Source organism: Rhizobium sp. 05L419 (assembly GCF_056397845.1).
Genome location: NZ_JBFTOF010000007.1, coordinates 234,384 through 250,775 on the forward strand (window position 1 = coordinate 234,384; position 16,392 = coordinate 250,775).

General features: G+C 57.9%; 24 protein-coding genes. 9 read left to right on the top strand and 15 right to left on the bottom strand.

Going from position 1 to position 16,392, the window contains the following annotated elements; all coding sequences use genetic code 11:
* Positions 1-57: 57 nt before the first annotated feature.
* From tnpB to AC1DMK_RS12295, 5 genes are all read right to left on the bottom strand, one after another.
* A complete protein-coding gene (gene tnpB, locus AC1DMK_RS12275; RefSeq protein ID WP_477859268.1) occupies positions 58-402 on the bottom strand; it encodes an IS66 family insertion sequence element accessory protein TnpB in 345 nt (114 codons plus the stop codon).
* Entirely contained in the window at positions 399-749 is a 351-nt protein-coding gene (locus tag AC1DMK_RS12280) for a transposase (RefSeq protein WP_477859270.1), read from the bottom strand. The genes tnpB and AC1DMK_RS12280 overlap by 4 nt, the downstream gene beginning before the upstream one ends.
* 92 nt (positions 750-841) lie before the next feature.
* Positions 842-1,147, bottom strand: a complete 306-nt coding sequence (locus AC1DMK_RS12285; protein WP_477859272.1) for a transposase — start codon at positions 1,145-1,147, stop codon at positions 842-844.
* Positions 1,148-1,462: 315 nt separating this feature from the next.
* Positions 1,463-1,831, bottom strand: coding sequence for a hypothetical protein (locus tag AC1DMK_RS12290; protein WP_477859273.1), 369 nt, complete (start codon positions 1,829-1,831; stop codon positions 1,463-1,465).
* 408 nt (positions 1,832-2,239) lie between these two features.
* The gene (locus tag AC1DMK_RS12295; protein WP_477859274.1) at positions 2,240-2,533 is read right to left on the bottom strand and encodes a hypothetical protein; all 294 of its coding nucleotides are present in this window, start codon (positions 2,531-2,533) and stop codon (positions 2,240-2,242) included.
* Positions 2,534-2,624: 91 nt separating this feature from the next.
* On the opposite strand from AC1DMK_RS12295, the gene AC1DMK_RS12300 reads away from it, so the two are divergent.
* Positions 2,625-3,458: an IS5 family transposase gene (locus AC1DMK_RS12300; RefSeq protein WP_477859276.1), complete on the top strand. Its 834-nt coding sequence runs from the start codon at positions 2,625-2,627 to the stop codon at positions 3,456-3,458.
* Between the two features lie 123 nt (positions 3,459-3,581).
* Here AC1DMK_RS12300 and AC1DMK_RS12305 read toward each other — a convergent pair whose 3' ends face one another.
* The 4 genes from AC1DMK_RS12305 to AC1DMK_RS12320 all read right to left on the bottom strand — a co-directional run bounded on the left by AC1DMK_RS12305 (position 3,582) and on the right by AC1DMK_RS12320 (position 5,580).
* A complete protein-coding gene (locus AC1DMK_RS12305; RefSeq protein WP_037068989.1) occupies positions 3,582-3,836 on the bottom strand; it encodes a hypothetical protein in 255 nt (84 codons plus the stop codon).
* A gap of 531 nt (positions 3,837-4,367) precedes the next feature.
* On the bottom strand, positions 4,368-4,529 hold the full coding sequence (locus tag AC1DMK_RS12310) for a CBS domain-containing protein (protein ID WP_477859278.1): 162 nt from the start codon (positions 4,527-4,529) through the stop codon (positions 4,368-4,370).
* A gap of 79 nt (positions 4,530-4,608) precedes the next feature.
* Positions 4,609-4,977 carry an ArsR/SmtB family transcription factor gene (locus AC1DMK_RS12315; protein WP_477859280.1) on the bottom strand — a complete coding sequence of 123 codons (369 nt, stop codon included), beginning with the start codon at positions 4,975-4,977 and terminating at the stop codon, positions 4,609-4,611.
* A gap of 45 nt (positions 4,978-5,022) precedes the next feature.
* Positions 5,023-5,580 carry a threonine transporter RhtB gene (locus AC1DMK_RS12320; RefSeq protein ID WP_477859282.1) on the bottom strand — a complete coding sequence of 186 codons (558 nt, stop codon included), beginning with the start codon at positions 5,578-5,580 and terminating at the stop codon, positions 5,023-5,025.
* A gap of 129 nt (positions 5,581-5,709) precedes the next feature.
* Here AC1DMK_RS12320 and AC1DMK_RS12325 point away from each other — a divergent pair, with 129 nt between their 5' ends.
* The gene (locus AC1DMK_RS12325; protein WP_477859284.1) at positions 5,710-5,931 is read left to right on the top strand and encodes a hypothetical protein; all 222 of its coding nucleotides are present in this window, start codon (positions 5,710-5,712) and stop codon (positions 5,929-5,931) included.
* Positions 5,932-6,220: 289 nt separating this feature from the next.
* A complete protein-coding gene (locus tag AC1DMK_RS12330; RefSeq protein ID WP_477859286.1) occupies positions 6,221-6,451 on the top strand; it encodes a hypothetical protein in 231 nt (76 codons plus the stop codon).
* Positions 6,452-7,085: 634 nt separating this feature from the next.
* On the opposite strand, the gene AC1DMK_RS12335 is transcribed toward AC1DMK_RS12330, so the two are convergent.
* The 4 genes from AC1DMK_RS12335 to ubiT are packed head-to-tail and all read right to left on the bottom strand — an operon-like array spanning position 7,086 to position 9,910.
* The gene (locus AC1DMK_RS12335; RefSeq protein ID WP_477859288.1) at positions 7,086-7,505 is read right to left on the bottom strand and encodes a hypothetical protein; all 420 of its coding nucleotides are present in this window, start codon (positions 7,503-7,505) and stop codon (positions 7,086-7,088) included.
* Complete coding sequence (gene ubiV, locus AC1DMK_RS12340) at positions 7,502-8,431, bottom strand: ubiquinone anaerobic biosynthesis protein UbiV (protein WP_477859415.1); 930 nt, start codon at positions 8,429-8,431, stop codon at positions 7,502-7,504. Before ubiV ends, AC1DMK_RS12335 begins: the two co-directional genes overlap by 4 nt.
* Before the next feature lie 4 nt (positions 8,432-8,435).
* Positions 8,436-9,413: a ubiquinone anaerobic biosynthesis protein UbiU gene (gene ubiU / locus AC1DMK_RS12345; RefSeq protein WP_477859290.1), complete on the bottom strand. Its 978-nt coding sequence runs from the start codon at positions 9,411-9,413 to the stop codon at positions 8,436-8,438.
* Positions 9,404-9,910, bottom strand: coding sequence for a ubiquinone anaerobic biosynthesis accessory factor UbiT (gene ubiT, locus AC1DMK_RS12350; RefSeq protein WP_477859292.1), 507 nt, complete (start codon positions 9,908-9,910; stop codon positions 9,404-9,406). The genes ubiU and ubiT overlap by 10 nt, the downstream gene beginning before the upstream one ends.
* Before the next feature lie 102 nt (positions 9,911-10,012).
* Between ubiT and AC1DMK_RS12355 the strand changes: the two genes are divergently transcribed.
* Complete coding sequence (locus tag AC1DMK_RS12355; protein ID WP_477859294.1) at positions 10,013-11,521, top strand: UbiD family decarboxylase; 1,509 nt, start codon at positions 10,013-10,015, stop codon at positions 11,519-11,521.
* Positions 11,505-12,143, top strand: a complete 639-nt coding sequence (locus AC1DMK_RS12360; RefSeq protein WP_477859296.1) for a UbiX family flavin prenyltransferase — start codon at positions 11,505-11,507, stop codon at positions 12,141-12,143. The genes AC1DMK_RS12355 and AC1DMK_RS12360 overlap by 17 nt, the downstream gene beginning before the upstream one ends.
* Here the strand turns inward: AC1DMK_RS12360 and AC1DMK_RS12365 are convergent.
* Positions 12,098-12,778 carry an NnrU family protein gene (locus tag AC1DMK_RS12365; protein WP_477859417.1) on the bottom strand — a complete coding sequence of 227 codons (681 nt, stop codon included), beginning with the start codon at positions 12,776-12,778 and terminating at the stop codon, positions 12,098-12,100. The two genes, AC1DMK_RS12360 and AC1DMK_RS12365, sit on opposite strands and share 46 nt — an antisense overlap.
* A 223-nt stretch (positions 12,779-13,001) precedes the next feature.
* Here AC1DMK_RS12365 and AC1DMK_RS12370 point away from each other — a divergent pair, with 223 nt between their 5' ends.
* The 4 genes from AC1DMK_RS12370 (at position 13,002) to AC1DMK_RS12385 (ending at position 16,127) form a co-directional block, all read left to right on the top strand.
* Complete coding sequence (locus AC1DMK_RS12370) at positions 13,002-13,553, top strand: iron transporter (RefSeq protein ID WP_477859419.1); 552 nt, start codon at positions 13,002-13,004, stop codon at positions 13,551-13,553.
* Complete coding sequence (locus AC1DMK_RS12375; RefSeq protein WP_477859298.1) at positions 13,553-13,900, top strand: cupredoxin domain-containing protein; 348 nt, start codon at positions 13,553-13,555, stop codon at positions 13,898-13,900. Before AC1DMK_RS12370 ends, AC1DMK_RS12375 begins: the two co-directional genes overlap by 1 nt.
* Positions 13,897-14,751 (top strand): FTR1 family iron permease, encoded by an 855-nt coding sequence (locus AC1DMK_RS12380; protein WP_477859300.1) that lies wholly within the window; start codon positions 13,897-13,899, stop codon positions 14,749-14,751. The genes AC1DMK_RS12375 and AC1DMK_RS12380 overlap by 4 nt, the downstream gene beginning before the upstream one ends.
* A gap of 89 nt (positions 14,752-14,840) precedes the next feature.
* Positions 14,841-16,127 carry a 4Fe-4S binding protein gene (locus AC1DMK_RS12385; RefSeq protein ID WP_477859302.1) on the top strand — a complete coding sequence of 429 codons (1,287 nt, stop codon included), beginning with the start codon at positions 14,841-14,843 and terminating at the stop codon, positions 16,125-16,127.
* A gap of 54 nt (positions 16,128-16,181) precedes the next feature.
* Here AC1DMK_RS12385 and AC1DMK_RS12390 read toward each other — a convergent pair whose 3' ends face one another.
* Complete coding sequence (locus tag AC1DMK_RS12390; RefSeq protein ID WP_477859421.1) at positions 16,182-16,382, bottom strand: HD domain-containing phosphohydrolase; 201 nt, start codon at positions 16,380-16,382, stop codon at positions 16,182-16,184.
* Positions 16,383-16,392: the final 10 nt, after the last annotated feature.

The following is a 16,392-nucleotide window of genomic DNA, read 5'->3' on the forward strand; positions in this document are numbered from 1 at the left end:
ATTCGGCAAGGAATTTCCTGCAGTTTCAGCCGTCTGATTCACTCTGCCGCAGGGCTTTTACCCAACAAATTCCGGCCGTTTCACCGCAACCGAGCGGACACGCTTCCAGTCCATGCCGTCAACGAGAGCAAGGAGCTGCGCGTGATTGAGCTGTACACGGGCAGCTCCAATCTTCGGCCAAACGAACTGATTTTTTTCCAGCCGCTTCGAATAAAGGCAAACGCCTGAACCATCCCACCAGGCGATTTTAATTCTGTCTGCTCTTTTGGCGCGGAAGACATAAAGCGAGCCACTGAACGGATCATTCCCAGCGTCACGCACCAGCGACAGGAGGCTATCCGGACCCTTGCGGAAGTCTACGGGATGACTTGCCAAAAACACTTTCACACCCGACGGGATCATGCAGACCTCACCGCACGGATCACCCGAGCAAGATGAGCCTCATCGACCTCAGCTCGGGCGCGGATCACCGCATCGCCAATGACGATGTCAACTGTGGGATATTTGCGGGTCGTCTCCGCAGCCAGGGGAACCTCGCTGGCCGACGCCGGCACAGCCGCAGCTTTCAGCCGCGCATTGCGGCGCCACGTGAACAACTGCGACGGATCAACCCCAATGCTGCGCGCAATTGCCGAAACGCTTGCTCCCGGCTGCATGGCATCGGCCACCGCCTGCGCCTTGAATTCCTCCGACCAACGCCGAACCTGGCGCGGCGCACCCTCCAAAGGACGGGCGGTAGCCTCGATCATATGGAAGGTTCTATGTTCAGACATAGGTGTAGACATAGCACTTCACACCAGAGCTCATTCATTGCTCAGGCACGAATAGATCCTCGGCATAGTCATCGCCAGATGGGGTCCATGCATCGCTTACTCTCCTTGCCCGTTCCCTCCGTCAGGGGCGCAACAACGCCCGACGCCAGTGCCTTGCGACGCCACCCATATAGCCGAGAGGGATCCAAGCCTTCAGACCGGGCAACCGCCGAGACATTGGCCCCAGGCTGTAACGTCGCGGCGATGATCCGCGCGTTTTCGTCATCCGACCAGTCCCGCGGCTTGCGTCGTCTTCGCACGGGCTCCGCGGTCAAAATCTCAAAGGTTCGAGGCTGATTCACACTATCACTCATAGGACTCTCCGCATGACTCATGCAGAAAATCGCCGATCAGCAGTCCGAAAGATACGTGGGGTGGCCTTCGCGCCTACGCCATATTGCGTTGTTTCTGCTGCACAATTCAACTTGAATTGCTATTTTGATGAATATCGCAGGTTGCATTCAGGGTCATCATGCTCATAGACGTGGCAAAACTCGACCGTGCCCTTGACCGCACCTGGAGGCCGGTTGACCACACTTTTTGGCCCGAGATCCTCCAAGTCGATTTGTGAGGCCAGCAATGCGTTTGGCGCAAACATCTTTGCCCTGAAGGGCATCTCTCCAGGAGGATTCATCGGGTATCGACCCGTTTCATAAAAAGCCGGTGTGTTCTCCAAAAGGAACGTCTTCGTCAAGATTGCCGCTTCCGATCCGATCGCTTTCTCCCGAGAGCTTTTCTTCAGCAGACAATTCGCTCATTGGGGGTTCGGAAGAGCGCAAATGATGATCGGGGTGCCGATCGGACATGTCGCCTTCGTTGTCCTTCGCATCGTGGGGGTCGGGCTTGCCGGGCGTCACTCCCAAACGTTCATTCTCTCTGGCAAACAGGTTCGCGGTGATTTCTGACTGCCGTTCTGCGACCCAGGCGTTGTCGGGCTCAGATGTGATCGATGTGCTACGGTCCACGCGAGTAGGGCTAGGGTGAGCAGTGGCGGATACCGGGTCCACTTTATCGACCATTGGGAACGTTCCTTTTTTACGGCTTAGGTGGCAAAGACCACCGAAAGCGGCTTACACATCTGAATAGAAACTAATTTGTGTCCAAGTTTCCGCTATTAGTCCATGCCACCAATCAGCTCGCCTAACGTTTGATTTGCCGACGCAAATTCGATCTGACCATGTCTGCAAGACAGTTTGCGAACGTCATCGAAGAATTCCTTTGGAACAGCGCTACCTGCGGTGGGCGAGGCGGTTCCGCATTAACGGCAGCCCTGCCGAAAAGGCCGATGGCCATTGTCACTTCTGAGAGATTGATACAATCTGAACGCGACATCGGGAGCGCGCGCGGCGGCGCGGAGTCGGCGGGAATGCATCTTGGACCGAAATGGGCGCGCAACCGTTAAATAGGAGGTGGCGAGCTCGTCTGGATCAATCTACTTTCAGGGTCTTCATCTTGTTCGCTTTGACTTTTTCCGCGAGCTTCTGCCGCATTTCAAGAAAGAAGCCCTCTGGAACCATACCGTAGTCGCAACGGGTGTTGTCGTGAGGCAGCGGCACCAACCGATCTGACGGCCACTCAAACCGATTGACTTCAGATACGCGGACGTAATTGGCTTCTTGATCCAATCCGATGGCCTTACAGATGTCATCTGCGATTAGAATAGAATCGTCTTCCTCCCCGACTTCAGGGTATGAGTGGGTTATCGGAGCCACAGTAACCATGCCAGACTCCTTAGAGGCTGCTTCAAAAAGAGGTGGGTGATTTCAACAGGTTATGATTCCTTCGGATTTGCGAGATTCGATGGAGAACACAATGGCCTGGACCAAAATCACCCGCCGGCAATATGACCGGCGAACGGCACGCTACGCAAGCGATATGACGGATCGGGAATGGGGTCTCGTTCAGCCTTTCCTGCCGATGCCGCGCCGCTTGGGCCGTCCCCGGACCACGGATTTGCGCGAGGTCGTAAACGCCCTGCTTTACATCGCCACAACTGGTTGCCAATGGCGGATGCTGCCGAAGGATTTTCCACCCTGTTCAACCGTCCAGCGCTATTTCTATGAATGGAGGGCGATGGGACTTTGGCCACGCATCAACCATCATCTAGTTTTGGAAACGCGCGAGTTGGAGGGCAAGGACGCAAGCCCGACAGCCGGTGTGATCGATAGCCAGAGCGTCAAAACCACGGAAAGCGGCGGCATCCGGGGCTATGATGCAGGCAAGAAGACCAAAGGCCGCAAGCGCCATATCATCGTCGATACGCTCGGCCTGATGGTCGGTCTCATGGTGCACAGCGCCGACATCCAGGATCGCGACGGTGCTCCTGATCTCCTGAAATCCATCCGCCACAGGTGGCCATGGTTGCTGCATGTCTTTGCCGATGGTGGTTATGCGGGCGACAAGTTGAAGCGGCGACTGAAGAAGGTAGGGCGCTGGACGGTGGAGATCATCAAGCGCTCAGACAAGGCGAAAGGCTTCCAGGTTCTGCCGCGTCGATGGGTGGTCGAACGGACCTTCGCCTGGCTTGGCAGATGCCGCAGATTGGCCAAAGACGTCGAACGCACCGTTGCATCAGCCGAAGCGTGGATCATGATCGCCCACATCCGTCTCATTACCCGACGGCTAGCAAGGTATGGATATCGTTGAACGCTTTTCGAATCCGACTCTTAGAAGTCAGCACAATCGCGCAGGGCCGATCCTTCCTGAAACGATCTTTATGCCAAGTGTAGCCAAAACGGATCACGAGACCCGGAACAGGGTCCGGGAGCTTCACTTAGAGATCACGCCATACTGTGCGTTTTCGATCTCAGCCAAGAGATCATCATCAATCTCGCCAGCATGCAGAACCTGAACTTCCCGACTCTTCAATCTATTGAAGTGCTCGAGCTCCTTTGGGCTGATGTAGGCACCAACCACACGGTCATGCGACGTGACCTCAATTACACCGGCTTCGTAAACCTCTTCGCGAATTTTTCCAAATTGGCGGGAAAACGCACTGGCGGGAACTTGAAGTGCATTTGCCATAGCTAGTCTCCTTTAGTACGTAAAATACGTAATTTGCGCGAAATGTCAATAGGAGGTCGGCTCAGCGCTTTGGTTCCTCAACGAGCCGCAACTCGGTCGTTGACCTCTTCATATTGGTCTATCGCCTCCCGAGGAGCCTGCGATACGCCCATCCTGTTCGGCGACCTCACAGCAAAGGCCTCCTTTAGTTCGCGATCGACTTTCAGATTGGTGAGCACCGATTCAGACATCCGCTCTCGCATCTTTACCGGGTATGGTATGTACTCGGCAATTACCAAAATTTATTCTTGGCTACGACTCATGGCATCAGTCCTAGAAAGAATTTTCGAAAAGGAAAGGGAGTCGTAATGTAGTCCATGTCATAAAAGCAAAAAAGTCTTGGGTTTGCCGAAACCACTCGACGCTATCAAGTCTGTCCAGGGTTGCGATAGTTTCAAACGCTCATTTGAGGTGCGCGCGGCCCGATGGTTCTGGCGTTCTATCGCGACCCAGGCTGCCATGCGTCTGCGGAGACGATCCGTCAAGCGCTCGTCAGAGCACATCTTTGCTCTCGCTTTTCACGCCTACAGGTGCGCCGCCTCGATCAACGACCGGCAGTCCGCTTACTCGATGCATTCGCATCAGCTCGGCGGCGTCGACGACGGTCGCCGCTTCATCGATGGTGATGACCTCGTTTGTCATGACGTTGCTCACGCGCATTTTCCGATACCTCCAGAGGCGTCGAACGCGGTGAGATAGGCCTTGGGATTGTCACACTTGGCGCACGTTTAGTTCACGCGGCGTCCGATTCCAGTTCAGCAAATCCGAACATCGACATTTGAACGCCGTGCGGGAAAAGGATTCCATTGACGATCGACAACGCCTTTTCGCTCCTATGATTGGAAAGCGAATAAAAGATTGTCCGCGACTGACGCCGTGTCTTAACAAACTGATGGCGTCTGAGTACGGTTAGGTGTTGCGACAATGCGGATTGACCTAGGCCGATCTTGGCGGCGAGTTCTTTGACGCAGATCTCGCCATAGGCAAGCGTCCGAAGCACTGCGAGGCGGTTCACATTGGCCAGGGCGGAAAAGTAATTCGCCAATTCGCCGTCATCTGCGTTCATTGCGTCCCCCTGTTTAAACGCGATGAATTTAGCCATTTTTACGAATCGCTCATTGACGTAGCGCAAAGAAATTTCAGCGGATTAGAACGTGCTGACTGTGAACATTGCGGCAAACGCCATCAAGGCCGCCGACCCGCATCTTCTTGCGAGAACCGGCATCTGTGGTTGGCCTCCGAGAATAAGCCGACCCAGCGCCAGCCACGCGGACGACGTAGCAGCGGCCGCAATCAGAAACGCAACGATTGCGTCAGGCGCGAAAGCGCCTCGAGACGGAAGCATGGTAAGCCCGACAATGAGCCCTTTTGGATTGAGAAGGGTTGTAAGAAACAGTTGCCCGAAGCCCGGCCCGGACGCCTGTGCGGGGCCAATCAAGCCCCAAAGCTTCAGCGCCAGATACAGTACCCATGTCGCCGAAATCAATTTAACGCCTTGGAATACCGCCGGGTTATCGTGAAGGTAGGGCACCGCAAACGCAGAAACAGGCACGATGACAGACAGGTAGGCCGCGAGAACGGCAGCCAGAAGGGCGCCCATTCGAGCCGGTGCCAGACCTTGCGACGCCATCACCAACATTGCGTTCGTGGGGCCAGGCAAGATCAGAAGCGCAAAAGCGCTGATTGCGAACGCGACAAGGTCCATCTTAAATTCCCTCAAACCTAGGCCCGCTATTTGCATAGCTTGAGACGGTCGTATTTGACTTAGCTCATTTTGGCTCAGGAACGTTTTGCTCGGTGGCCCGTTTCGTTGCATTGAACCGGAGGTGCCACAATGCCTCGCTTGATCTGGTTTATCCTCACCCGTTTCAGCACGGGTTTTGCACTTGGTTGCATCACAGGCATGCTAGTCTGGCAGATTCAGATCAGCGGCGTGGGTTCGGGGATGGCTTTTCCGGATTCGTTGGTAGCGCAGGGCTTGTTCATGCATCTTTTCGCCAGCACCATCGGCATCGGTTACTTGGCAACCGCTCTGTGGATCGAAAACTCCGAATGAGCTGCGCTTGCCGCGACAAACTCCCGCGAGGTTGAGCTTCCTCAAAGAGCAACGCTCCGGAACAAGTCAGTAAGGATCTGCTCGGTGACGTTCCCTTTTTGCTTGCCATGGCATACCGAGCCTTGACCCGCCCTTGCCGCAGAGGACGGGCCAAGCCTCCCAAATCAAGCGCTCGAATATTGGCTACGAGGGATTCGTGACAACTTGGGCATGATCGGATTAGGCAGGGGCGGCAAAGTCGCTCGTTACCGAACTGATTTTGCTTTCACGACAACCAAGGGCGCGATAGATGATCGAACGCCAGCACCACGAAGCAGCACTTGTCCATCAAGTCTACAGCGCGATCGTCGGAGCATCGTGGTTCAACAGGAATACGGTGACGGAGCGCGAGCTGTTGAAGCTCGTTCTTCGGCGCCTTGGCTGCGAGAACGACGAGACGGAGCCTTCCACGAAATGTGAGAGCGAAGCGCGCGAACGATTCGCACGTCGAGAACGGCACGCGCGTCAGTCCAAGCCGTAGGTATCTCGCCGCGCTTCTGGTGGACGCAGTTTAGAGCAAGGCTCCTTGGGAGACGATCGCCGCATGCGGGGTGGCGCTTTGGTGAACGCTCACAAAATCTGGTACTGCGTACCTAACGACTCGACACGAGGATCAAATCGTCCTTGTCGTTCGAAACGGCAATACCGTGGCGCCGCCTCCAGCGCCTCACGTCCTCCGCGGTTACTTCCAGTGGACCGATTGAATCCTTCTTGGAAAGCTTCTCGCGCGCAATCGCACGGAAGACTTCGATGCTTTCAAGAAATCGGCTAGCCGTTGCGCGAGGCGGAGAGGCAACGTTCAGGATACCTCTCCGTGTCACCGTAACGGCGCACGGCGATCGGTCACCCGAGTGCACGAGGAACGATCCCGTTCTACCACGCGGGTCGAACTCGATCATGCCAGCGCCTTCTGTTGCAGATTCACTCATCGGCGAAGCGGTGGCCGTGCCGCGGCGCCGTGTGTCCAGTGGATCGGTTCTTGACAGGCGAGACGGTCCATGGATTTGCGTGGAGGAGAAATGCCTCCAATGTCGCCTGCGGTTCCCCGCCCATCGATCCGCCCGTGCTTATGAATTCGAGGACGTCGAGGCGCCTGCTCTGGTTTCTTTCCTCCATCACGAACTCGCACCCGTTGCAGGCAATTCGGGTCCTCTGGCAGCCTGGCGCAAGTTGGATCGATTGAACGAGAAAGCTCTCAAAAGCTGGGAACCAAGCCGCGCCTGCTCGGCCAAGTCGTCGAATATCATCGCAGCCTCCTCGATTTCGCCCCGGTCCGTCGCTGGGCCGAACTGGTCGAGCTCCATCAGAAGTTCCATCAGCGTGGTGACCTTGGTGCGCTGTCGCAGTGCGGACAGGAAGAGCTCGCCGACAACCGCCGCGCGTTCTTTTGGGGCGAGGTTCAACAACACCTCGCCGACGACGGACGAGCAGCCGCAGTCGAGGTCCGGTCTCTTGACGAAGGCCTTGATCTGGCGGAGCGCTGAACGCGCACGCGCACCGGCCGCCGGGCCGACTGATTCATGTCCTGTATTCATCGACCCAATCCTTCTGAGTTTCTGAGCCTTGCAATCCACTCTGCGCCAACCTGCCCATGGTGAAAGCCGTTGGAGAGCGGCACGTCCGGATAGACATTCCTGAGGAGCGACGCCGCTTCGGTGGGACAGATCGATCCATCCAATAGCTCGCGATACAATTTGGAAACGGCGGTCATGTCGCAGGTCTGGGGAGAAAGCCTCAGCGAGCTCACTCCCATCGACCGCGTTTCGTCAGGATCGTCGAGAAGCGCCTGGCAGGTGTGCGAGACCGTCTGCACGCCGTTGAGCGCAAGAAATGGCTGCCCCGACAGCGTATTTACTGGAAGTCCGTCAGGGTCCTCCTGGCAAATGAACTGGCAGTTGTCCTTGGTCCGTCCCTTCGAGCGAGCGTGCGCGCACCGAGCAGAGATCGCGAGGGGAATTCGGCCGAAAGCAAACAACTCGAATTTCACCTCCGGGCATGCCCTTGCGATGTCGGTGACAGACGTCGACGGCAGTTCCGGTGGTAGGCAGATCGCGGCAGCACCGTTTCGTGCCAAGACCTTGGCCGTCGCGCCGTTGTACACGTTCACGAACGGCCCTACGGCGTGAGGACGGTTCTTCAGCACTTGGAGCGCGGAAAGGTCGTTTGCTTCAATAAGACGGGCGTCATCGTCCGCGAGCGTTCGCTGGTAGTTCGCCTCTCGGTCCAGCGTCACCAGGGCTAAGGTAGAAAGCCTGACCTCCTTGCCAGCAGCTTCTAGCCGATCGATGGCGGCAGCTAGCTCCGGCTCCATGAAATGCAGCCGCTTCGAGCAGACGGTTTCCCCAATGACGACCACGTCGACCGGCGCCTCGTCTGCGATCCGAAAGTAGAAATCGCGCCAGCGGTCGGTTGGCCAGAGGTAGAGCAAGGGTCCAAGCGTGAGTTTTAAGGAAGACTTTATCACATTATCTCCAGCGTTTTTCATAGGCGCCGTGGGTCGTCTGCTGGCCCTCGCTCAGCGATTTTAGGCGCGCCATGAGGGCGGCGCGCTCGGAGGGCGCTGCGTTCAACGTTGCGCGTAAAGTGGACACGACTTCGGAGATGTACGCCTTGCCACGCTGACGGCCCTCGACCTTGAGGGCTTTGACGCCGGCAGCACGAAGCTCGTCGAGCTGATCCATGACGTCGAGCGAAACGGGATCTTCAAACGCGTAGGTCTTACTGTCGGCGATTTCGAAGCGTCCCTTGCACAGCGTCGGGTAGCCGGCAGGCTCGTTCGCCGAGAACCTGTTGATCGTGAAGCTGCCAAGGTCCGACATCATCTCTGTGCCGACCTCGCGGTACCTGACGTGGCTGGCGGGCGAACACACGCCGTTCATGTTGGGTGATTTCCCCGTCGCGTAGGAGGATAGCGAGCATCGCCCTTCGGCCATGACGCAGAGACCACCAAACACGAACACCTCGAGTTCGCAGCTTACCCGTCGGGAGATTCGCCCGATATCTGCGATCGTCAGCGTGCGCGGCAGCACGACACGTGCTGCGCCGAAATTCTCCACCAGGTACGAGAGGGCGTCTGGATTGGAAGCGGAGGCCTGGACGGAGATGTGGAGCCGCTGCTGCGGGTGATGCTCGGCGACATGCGCCATCAGTCCAAAGTCTGCAACGATCAACGCATCGGCGCCCGCTTCCGTCGCTTCTTGCGCTCTGCGATACCAGAGGTCCTCTTTCCCAGCCGTCATAAACGTGTTGAGCGCGACGAACGTCTTTACGCTGCGAGCATGCGCATAGGACACGGCTTGCCGAAGTTCAGACGGATCGAAGTTCAGTCCCGGAAAGTTGCGCGCGTTCGTTTCGTCGCGGAACCCGCAATAGACGGCGTCGGCGCCTGCATCGACAGCTTCACGGAAGGAGGAAGGGGTCCCCGCAGGGCAGATCAATTCCATGCGACACCATGCGATTCCAGCGCGCGACGTCGTATCGACGAGAGCACGCCAACCATTGAGCGGTTCAAGGGACCGGACAACGTGCCGATGGTCTTCACCATATCGATCTCACAGTCGTCGAGAGCGTTACGCAAAGCGAGCACGGCCTCCATATCCCCGCTAACGGCGAGCTTGCGCGCGAAGAAGATCGCATCGCCATCGACTCGTCCCTCCGCCAGCGCAAGCATTAGAAGCAGTGGGCCAGCGATACTCGCATCGGCTGCGATTACATCCCCTTTTCGAAAGGTACGAATGGTCCGTTCGCTGGGTTGAATGGAGAATGCAAAAGGGAGATCGGACGGAATGAAGCCGAAACGGGCTTTTCCATATTCTCCGAGACGGTCGAATAGCTTGGGATGGCTCTTGAGAACCTGCTGGAAAAGCAGAGATGCGACGCACGCAGCGACCGGCAACGGTACGATACGTGCTGTGGCCATCAGACGATGTGGGGCAAGCATTGAGGCCTCTCAGATTGAACGAGGCATCCTAGGTCTTATTGAGCCGCCGCTGTTTGATCTGCAACAAAGACATCGACTGTTTCCTCATTGATTGCATCGTCAATGCGAAACGATGATATTCGAACCCAACGACACACTGACCTTCAGGCTTTCTTGCGGGAGCTCGAACAGCGCCGCCTGCTGGTGACTGTTGACGAGCCGGTCTCTCTCGTTCACGAAATGACGGCCTTGCATCAGAGGGTTCTTAACGAGAACGGTCCGGCACTTCTCTTTAAATCGCCAATCGACGCGAAGGGCAGGCGCTCGCCTATCCCAGTCGTGGTCAACCTCTTCGGCACAAAGGAGCGCATTGAACTCGGCTTCGGTCTCGGCGAGGGCGGGCTACAACGTCTTGCGGGCGAGCTCGCGGAAATGCAGCACCCGGTTCCGCCAAAGTCGCTTGCCGACGCCTGGAGCAAACTGCCGCTGCTCAAGGCTGCGATCAGCATGCGGCCACGACATCGTCGGACGGCGCCCTGCCAGGAGGTCGTCTATAGAGGAACTGAAATCGATCTCGCACGTCTGCCCGTCCAATGGTGCTGGCCGGGCGAGCCTGCTCCCCTGGTTACTTGGCCGCTGGTGATCACACGCAGTCCTGATGATCCGAATGACGTGAATGTTGGAATCTACCGGATGCAAGTCCGAGACCCGACGTCGCTGATTGTCAGGTGGCTCGCCCACAGAGGCGGTGCAAAGCACTTCCAGGAGTGGCAACGCAAGGGATTGGACATGCCTATCGCCATTGCGATCGGAGCTGATCCTGCAACCTTGCTTGCGGGCGTCATTCCGCTTCCGGAGGGCATGAGTGAATTGAATTTCGCCGGCCTTCTCCGTGGATCACGAACGGACGTCAGCAAGGCGTTGACGGTTCCGCTTCATGTGCCATCAAACGCCGAGATCGTCCTGGAGGGCGTCGTGTCCGCTGACGAGACGGAGCCGGAGGGACCGTACGGCGATCACACCGGCTACTACAACTCGGTCGAATCCTTTCCCGTCGTACGGCTGTCAGCGATTACCACCCGGCGTTCAGCGGTCTATCTCTCGACCTACACCGGCCGCCCGCCCGACGAACCCTCGCGCCTTGGTGAGGCAATGACGGAGTTGTTCGTTCCAATTGCCAGGCGGCAATTTCCGGAGATACGCGATCTTTGGCTTCCGCCGGAGGCCTGTTCTTACCGCGCCGCGGTCGTTTCGATCGACAAACGATATCCTGGGCAGGCTCGTCGCATCATGATGGGCCTCTGGGCGATGCTTCCTCAGTTCAACTACACGAAACTGATAATCGTCGTCGACGCCGACATTTCCGTGAGGAACTGGGAAGACGTCATCTGGGCCGTTTCCACGCGGTTCGATGCGTCGAGAGATCTGGTCGTCATGGAAAACACCCCGATCGACTATTTGGACTTTGCGTCTCCCAAGGCGGGCCTTGGAACGAAGATGGGCATCGACGCCACCAACAAGATTGGGACGGAGACCGACAGGGAATGGGGTCGCGAGCTCCAAATGCCGGGTGAACTGACTGCACGAGCCGAACAACTTTGGGAAAGGATTCGAGATGACGCCGCCAAGTGAACAACTGAACGTGGTGCTGGCCGTAACGGGCGCGTCGGGTGCAGCGCTTGGCGTGGCCGTGTTGGACCAACTTGCCGCGCTTGATGTGCATGTGCACCTCGTCGTTTCAGACAGCGGAAAGCGAACTCTCGCACATGAGGTTGGGACTGAAGCTCACGGTAGAATGCTGATCAAGGCTCATCGTCATTACGACAACAGGAACATAGGCGCCGCAATTGCAAGCGGTTCCTTTCCGGTCGCCGGAATGATCGTTGCACCATGCTCGATGAAGAGTCTCGCAGCCATATCGACAGGCTTGTCAGACAGCTTGGTATCACGCGCTGCCGACGTTCAACTCAAGGAGCGGCGTCGCCTCGTTCTCATGACCCGTGAGACGCCGTTGCATCTGGGACACCTACGAAACATGACGGCCGTGACGGAAATGGGAGCAATCGTAATGCCGCCCGTCCCGGCATTCTACAACCGACCCCAGTCCGTCGGCGATATTGTTGATCATCTTGCACGTCGGGCGATCGATCTCCTGGGGCTTCCACTTCCGCATCTGTCGCGGGCATGGCTGGGCGAGTCCGGCTGGAATCATCCGAAAATCGCAATCGGGTCCGCCCCAAAGAGCAGGGCATGACCCCCGCCAAAGAGCAACCAGACACTTAATCCGGCCGCGACTGCAATGGAAATCGCCATCGGGATGTCCATCGCCAGCCCCTGACCTTTGAGGAGCGTTGCGAGCGGCAGCATGGAGGTCTTGGCAGACAAGGTTTGCCAGCGATCGCCTAAACGCCGCTTCGCGCGCTTCTCGATCATGGGAATGGCCGAGAGCGAGAAGATGGCAAACCCGCCGAAAAGAAGGACGGAACGAAGGTCTCCGTTTGCCGCGATGTGTCCTAACGCCCAGAACGCAAAGCCCCAAAGGACCGGATGTCTACAAATTCCGACGACGGCGCCGGGTTGGTCGGACGACTTGATGGCCACCGAGAGGGGGTTCGCGCTCGCGAGGCCGGCCAATACAAGGAATCCCCCGAATGGTGCGAGGACGAACGTAACAACGGCGTGCCAAGGCTTAAGATCCCACAGCGGAACGTAGTCGAGGGAAAGCGCGGCGGAAAAGAGCCACGCGAGGGCGACAATTGAGGCTGCGGAATAAGTCATGAAATATGTCGGCCTGCCTATGCGCGCAATGATCCCTGAGCGAACTGATGGGACCGCTGGAATCGAGTGAAGGATCAGGAAAACTGCAAAGGCGGCGAAGAATGGGATCATGGCGACCTCCCCTTTGGGAGGCATTGGTAACAGATCTGTGCCTTTCCATTTTTGATCAAAATCAAACAGCTTCGAAGTGTTCCCGCGTGGACGGAGCTGGTCGGCCACCTAAGACAGCGATTGCCAGCGTCCCACCTCGCGCCCCATTACCCGTCTTTGCGCCAGCGCAAAGATCCAACCCTTTCTCGTGATTAAAGGTGATGATATTAGTCATCTTTAAGGGATCGCCGTCATGTTTCGTGCCACCAGCCTTTGCTTGCTCCCAGGCCTTTTTGCGGCGATGCCGCTCGACCTGCACGCCGCCGAGTTCCCGATTGGAGCGCCTCAGGTCGCGGGAGGTATGGAGGTTGCGGCGGTCTATCTTCAGCCGATCGAAATGGACCCACCAGGCATGATGCTTCCGGCAGCTGAATCCGATGTCCATCTGGAGGCGGATATCCATGCGACCGAAGACAATTCCAACGGCTTCGCCGAAGGGGACTGGATGCCGAACCTGCATGTCGAATACAAGGCGAAGAACCTCGACACCGGCGTTGAGCAAAGCGGCGCCCTGGAGGCGATGGTGGCGAGCGACGGTCCGCACTATGGCGACAACGTGAAGCTATCGGGCGCCGGCCGGTATGCGCTCGAGCTAACCGTTCACCCAGGTGGACATGGAATGATGTCGTTCGGCCGACACGTCGACAAAGAGACCGGCGTTGCCGCATGGCCGGAAGCCTTCACACTGAACTACGAGTTCGTGTTTGCGGGCGTCGGGAAAAAAGGTGGCTACTGATGCACGCCTGCCGCAGGTCCATCTGCTTGTCGATCCTCGCCGCCGCATCCATTGCGGCGGAGCCTGCATATGCGGAGGAGGGGGATCCAGTTTTCCAGGTGCGCTTCAGCAACGGGGTGGTCTCCCCCTCGGTTATCGAGGTGCCAGCGAACAAGCGCTTCAAGCTCGAACTGCACAACGATGGGACGACTCCAATTGAATTTGAGAGCATTCCACTTCGCAAGGAAAAGGTTTTGGCCCCAGGCGCGTCGAGCTTCCTCGTGTTCCGCTCCCTTGACGCGGGCAACTACGCATTCTTCGATGACTTCCACCTCGATATGCCACCGGCGAAGCTGGTGGCACAATGAACGCCAGCCTCTTTCTCCAGTCTTTCGAGATTGCCGCAGTCGTCTGGCGCGAGTCGTTCGAGGCGCTGCTGATCGTCGGGACGCTTCTCGCATGGTCGATGCGGGAGCGAGCGGCTTCTCGGCGTACGGCAATCCAATGGATCGCCGGTGGCACGGCGGCGGGGCTAGGGCTTGCCATCGCGCTGGCGGCGCTGATGATGAGTGCTGGGGACTATCTGGATGGTGACGGCGCCGACATTCTCCAGCTTGTTTTAGCGGGCATTGCAGCGATCCTCATGGTCCGGATGGTCTTCTGGATGCGAGGCATCGACCGACGGCCCTCTGGAGAGCTTGGCGGCAGGGCGGCAACGCACGCAAGAGCGGGCAACTGGATGGGACTTGCGACGCTTTCGGCGATCGCGGTTGCCAGGGAAGGCGCAGAGACAGTCGTCTTCCTCTTCGGCCTGCTGTCCTCCTCGACAGGTTGGCACGCCGGCATGGTGGCTGCCTCGGGTGCTTTTGGACTTGGCCTTGCCGCCATGTGCTTCTGGGCGTTCAAGGCCGGCACGGCCGTGGCGTCTAAGAAGGTTCTGTCGCGCGTTAGTCAGATCCTGTTGTTGATCCTCGGGAGCGGTCTAATGATGATGGTCGTCGACAAGACGATATCGCTCGGGATTCTTTCACCAATGACAGGGCAGTTGTGGGATACGAGCTGGCTGCTCGACGACGCCAGCGGCGTTGGCGCGTTTATCGCTGGACTGGCTGGTTACAGATCGCATCCGGAGCTCCTACCGCTCATCGGTCTCGGCTCATATTGGCTGATCGCATCGCTGGCCTATGTGCCGCTTAGGGACAACAAGGTGCACGCGTGACGACAATGCAGTTGGTGCCCCGAGGATCCGTCGCAGCCTTTGGCGATATGTTGCTGCGACGGCAAACGCTTATTCGCCGCGCACAATGGGTGATAATCAGCGCGTATGTCTTCCTTCTGGCAGTGCCGCTGCTCCTACCGTTGCCGCGCAGCAGCGACTTCATATGGAACAACGTGTCGCGGTTCGCCCAGTTCGCCTTTTGGGGCGTGTGGTGGCCTTTCGTCGTGTTGGCGACCGCGCTCGTCGGGCGTTTCTGGTGCGGACTCCTCTGTCCCGAAGGCGCATTGTCCGAGTTCGCCAGCGAGAGGGGCGCCGGAAGGGCCATCCCGAGCTGGATGAAGTGGTCTGGATGGCCGGTTGTATCCTTCATCGCCACCACTGTTTATGGTCAGCTTACCAGCATTTACCAGTATCCAAAGCCCGCGGCGCTGCTGCTCGGCGGTTCGACCTTCGCCGCAATGATCGTCGGCGCACGCTACGGAAAGTCGAAGCGCGTCTGGTGCAGGTTTCTTTGCCCGGTAAGCGGAGTGTTCGGTCTCGTTTCAAAGATCGCACCACTTCATTTTCGGGTGGAACCGGAAGCGTGGCGCCGCTCTACAACGGCCGGCGCGGCTGCAGTGAACTGCGCGCCCCTGGTGCCCATCAAGACGATGCAGGCAGCGTCGGCATGCCACATGTGTGGCCGGTGCAGCGGCCATCGTGGTGCAATACGATTGGCATGGCGTAGGCCCGCGATGGACATCGTCTATGGCTCCGGGCGGATGGCGACCGCCTGGGAGACGATCTTGATCGTGCCGGTGCTCCTTGGCGTGGTGCCGGCCGCCCTTCACTGGTCGAGCAGCGCGATCTTCGGGGCTCTCAGGCAGTGGCTCGTCGAACTCTGTGTCGGCGCCCACTGGATCTGGCCGCTTTCGCTGCGGCTTCCCTGGTGGATGCTCACGAACTACCCCTCGGTAAACGACGTCATGACCGTAATCGACGGTCTTTGCCTCCTGGCGCTGATCTTGCTCGGATGCTTGTCTGCAACCGTTCTTTTCATTTGCCCGCTCGCAGCTAGCAGTCTCTTACTTCGGCGGCCCCTTACTATCCTCCACCACCTGGCTCAGGCTTTGATCCCCTTGGCGGCCGCGTCGCTGTTTGCCGGACTACTTTCACTCACGATAACGCAACTTCACGCAGATGGGGTCGTATTGCCACATGCGGACCAGACGAGGGCAGCGGCAATCCTAATGTCCGCTCTGTGGTCGCTCAGGATGTTCTTCAGCATCACCGGGATCTACAACAAGGCGATCTGGCGGAGGATAGCGGCGACGGCGATGGTATGCATCCCCATCACCCTGTTCTGTATAGCTTGGATCATAGCCTTCTTGTCGTAAGCTCATTGAGCGGCCCCCTGGCGATTCACTGGCACTGGGTGCGGAGATTTATCGTTAGCCCGCCATGCCCGCGTCAATACTTGAGGCGAATGCGACAAGACGCTTGCGATCGAAATGGCCCTCTCGCTCGAACATCCAACCAATCGCGTCGCGTAGCGCCCAGGACCTCTTGTATGGACGTATCGAAGTCAACGCGTCGAAAACGTCGCATATTGCTGCGATACGAGCAAAGACGCTCCGTGCGCTTCCACCGATCCGGTCTGGA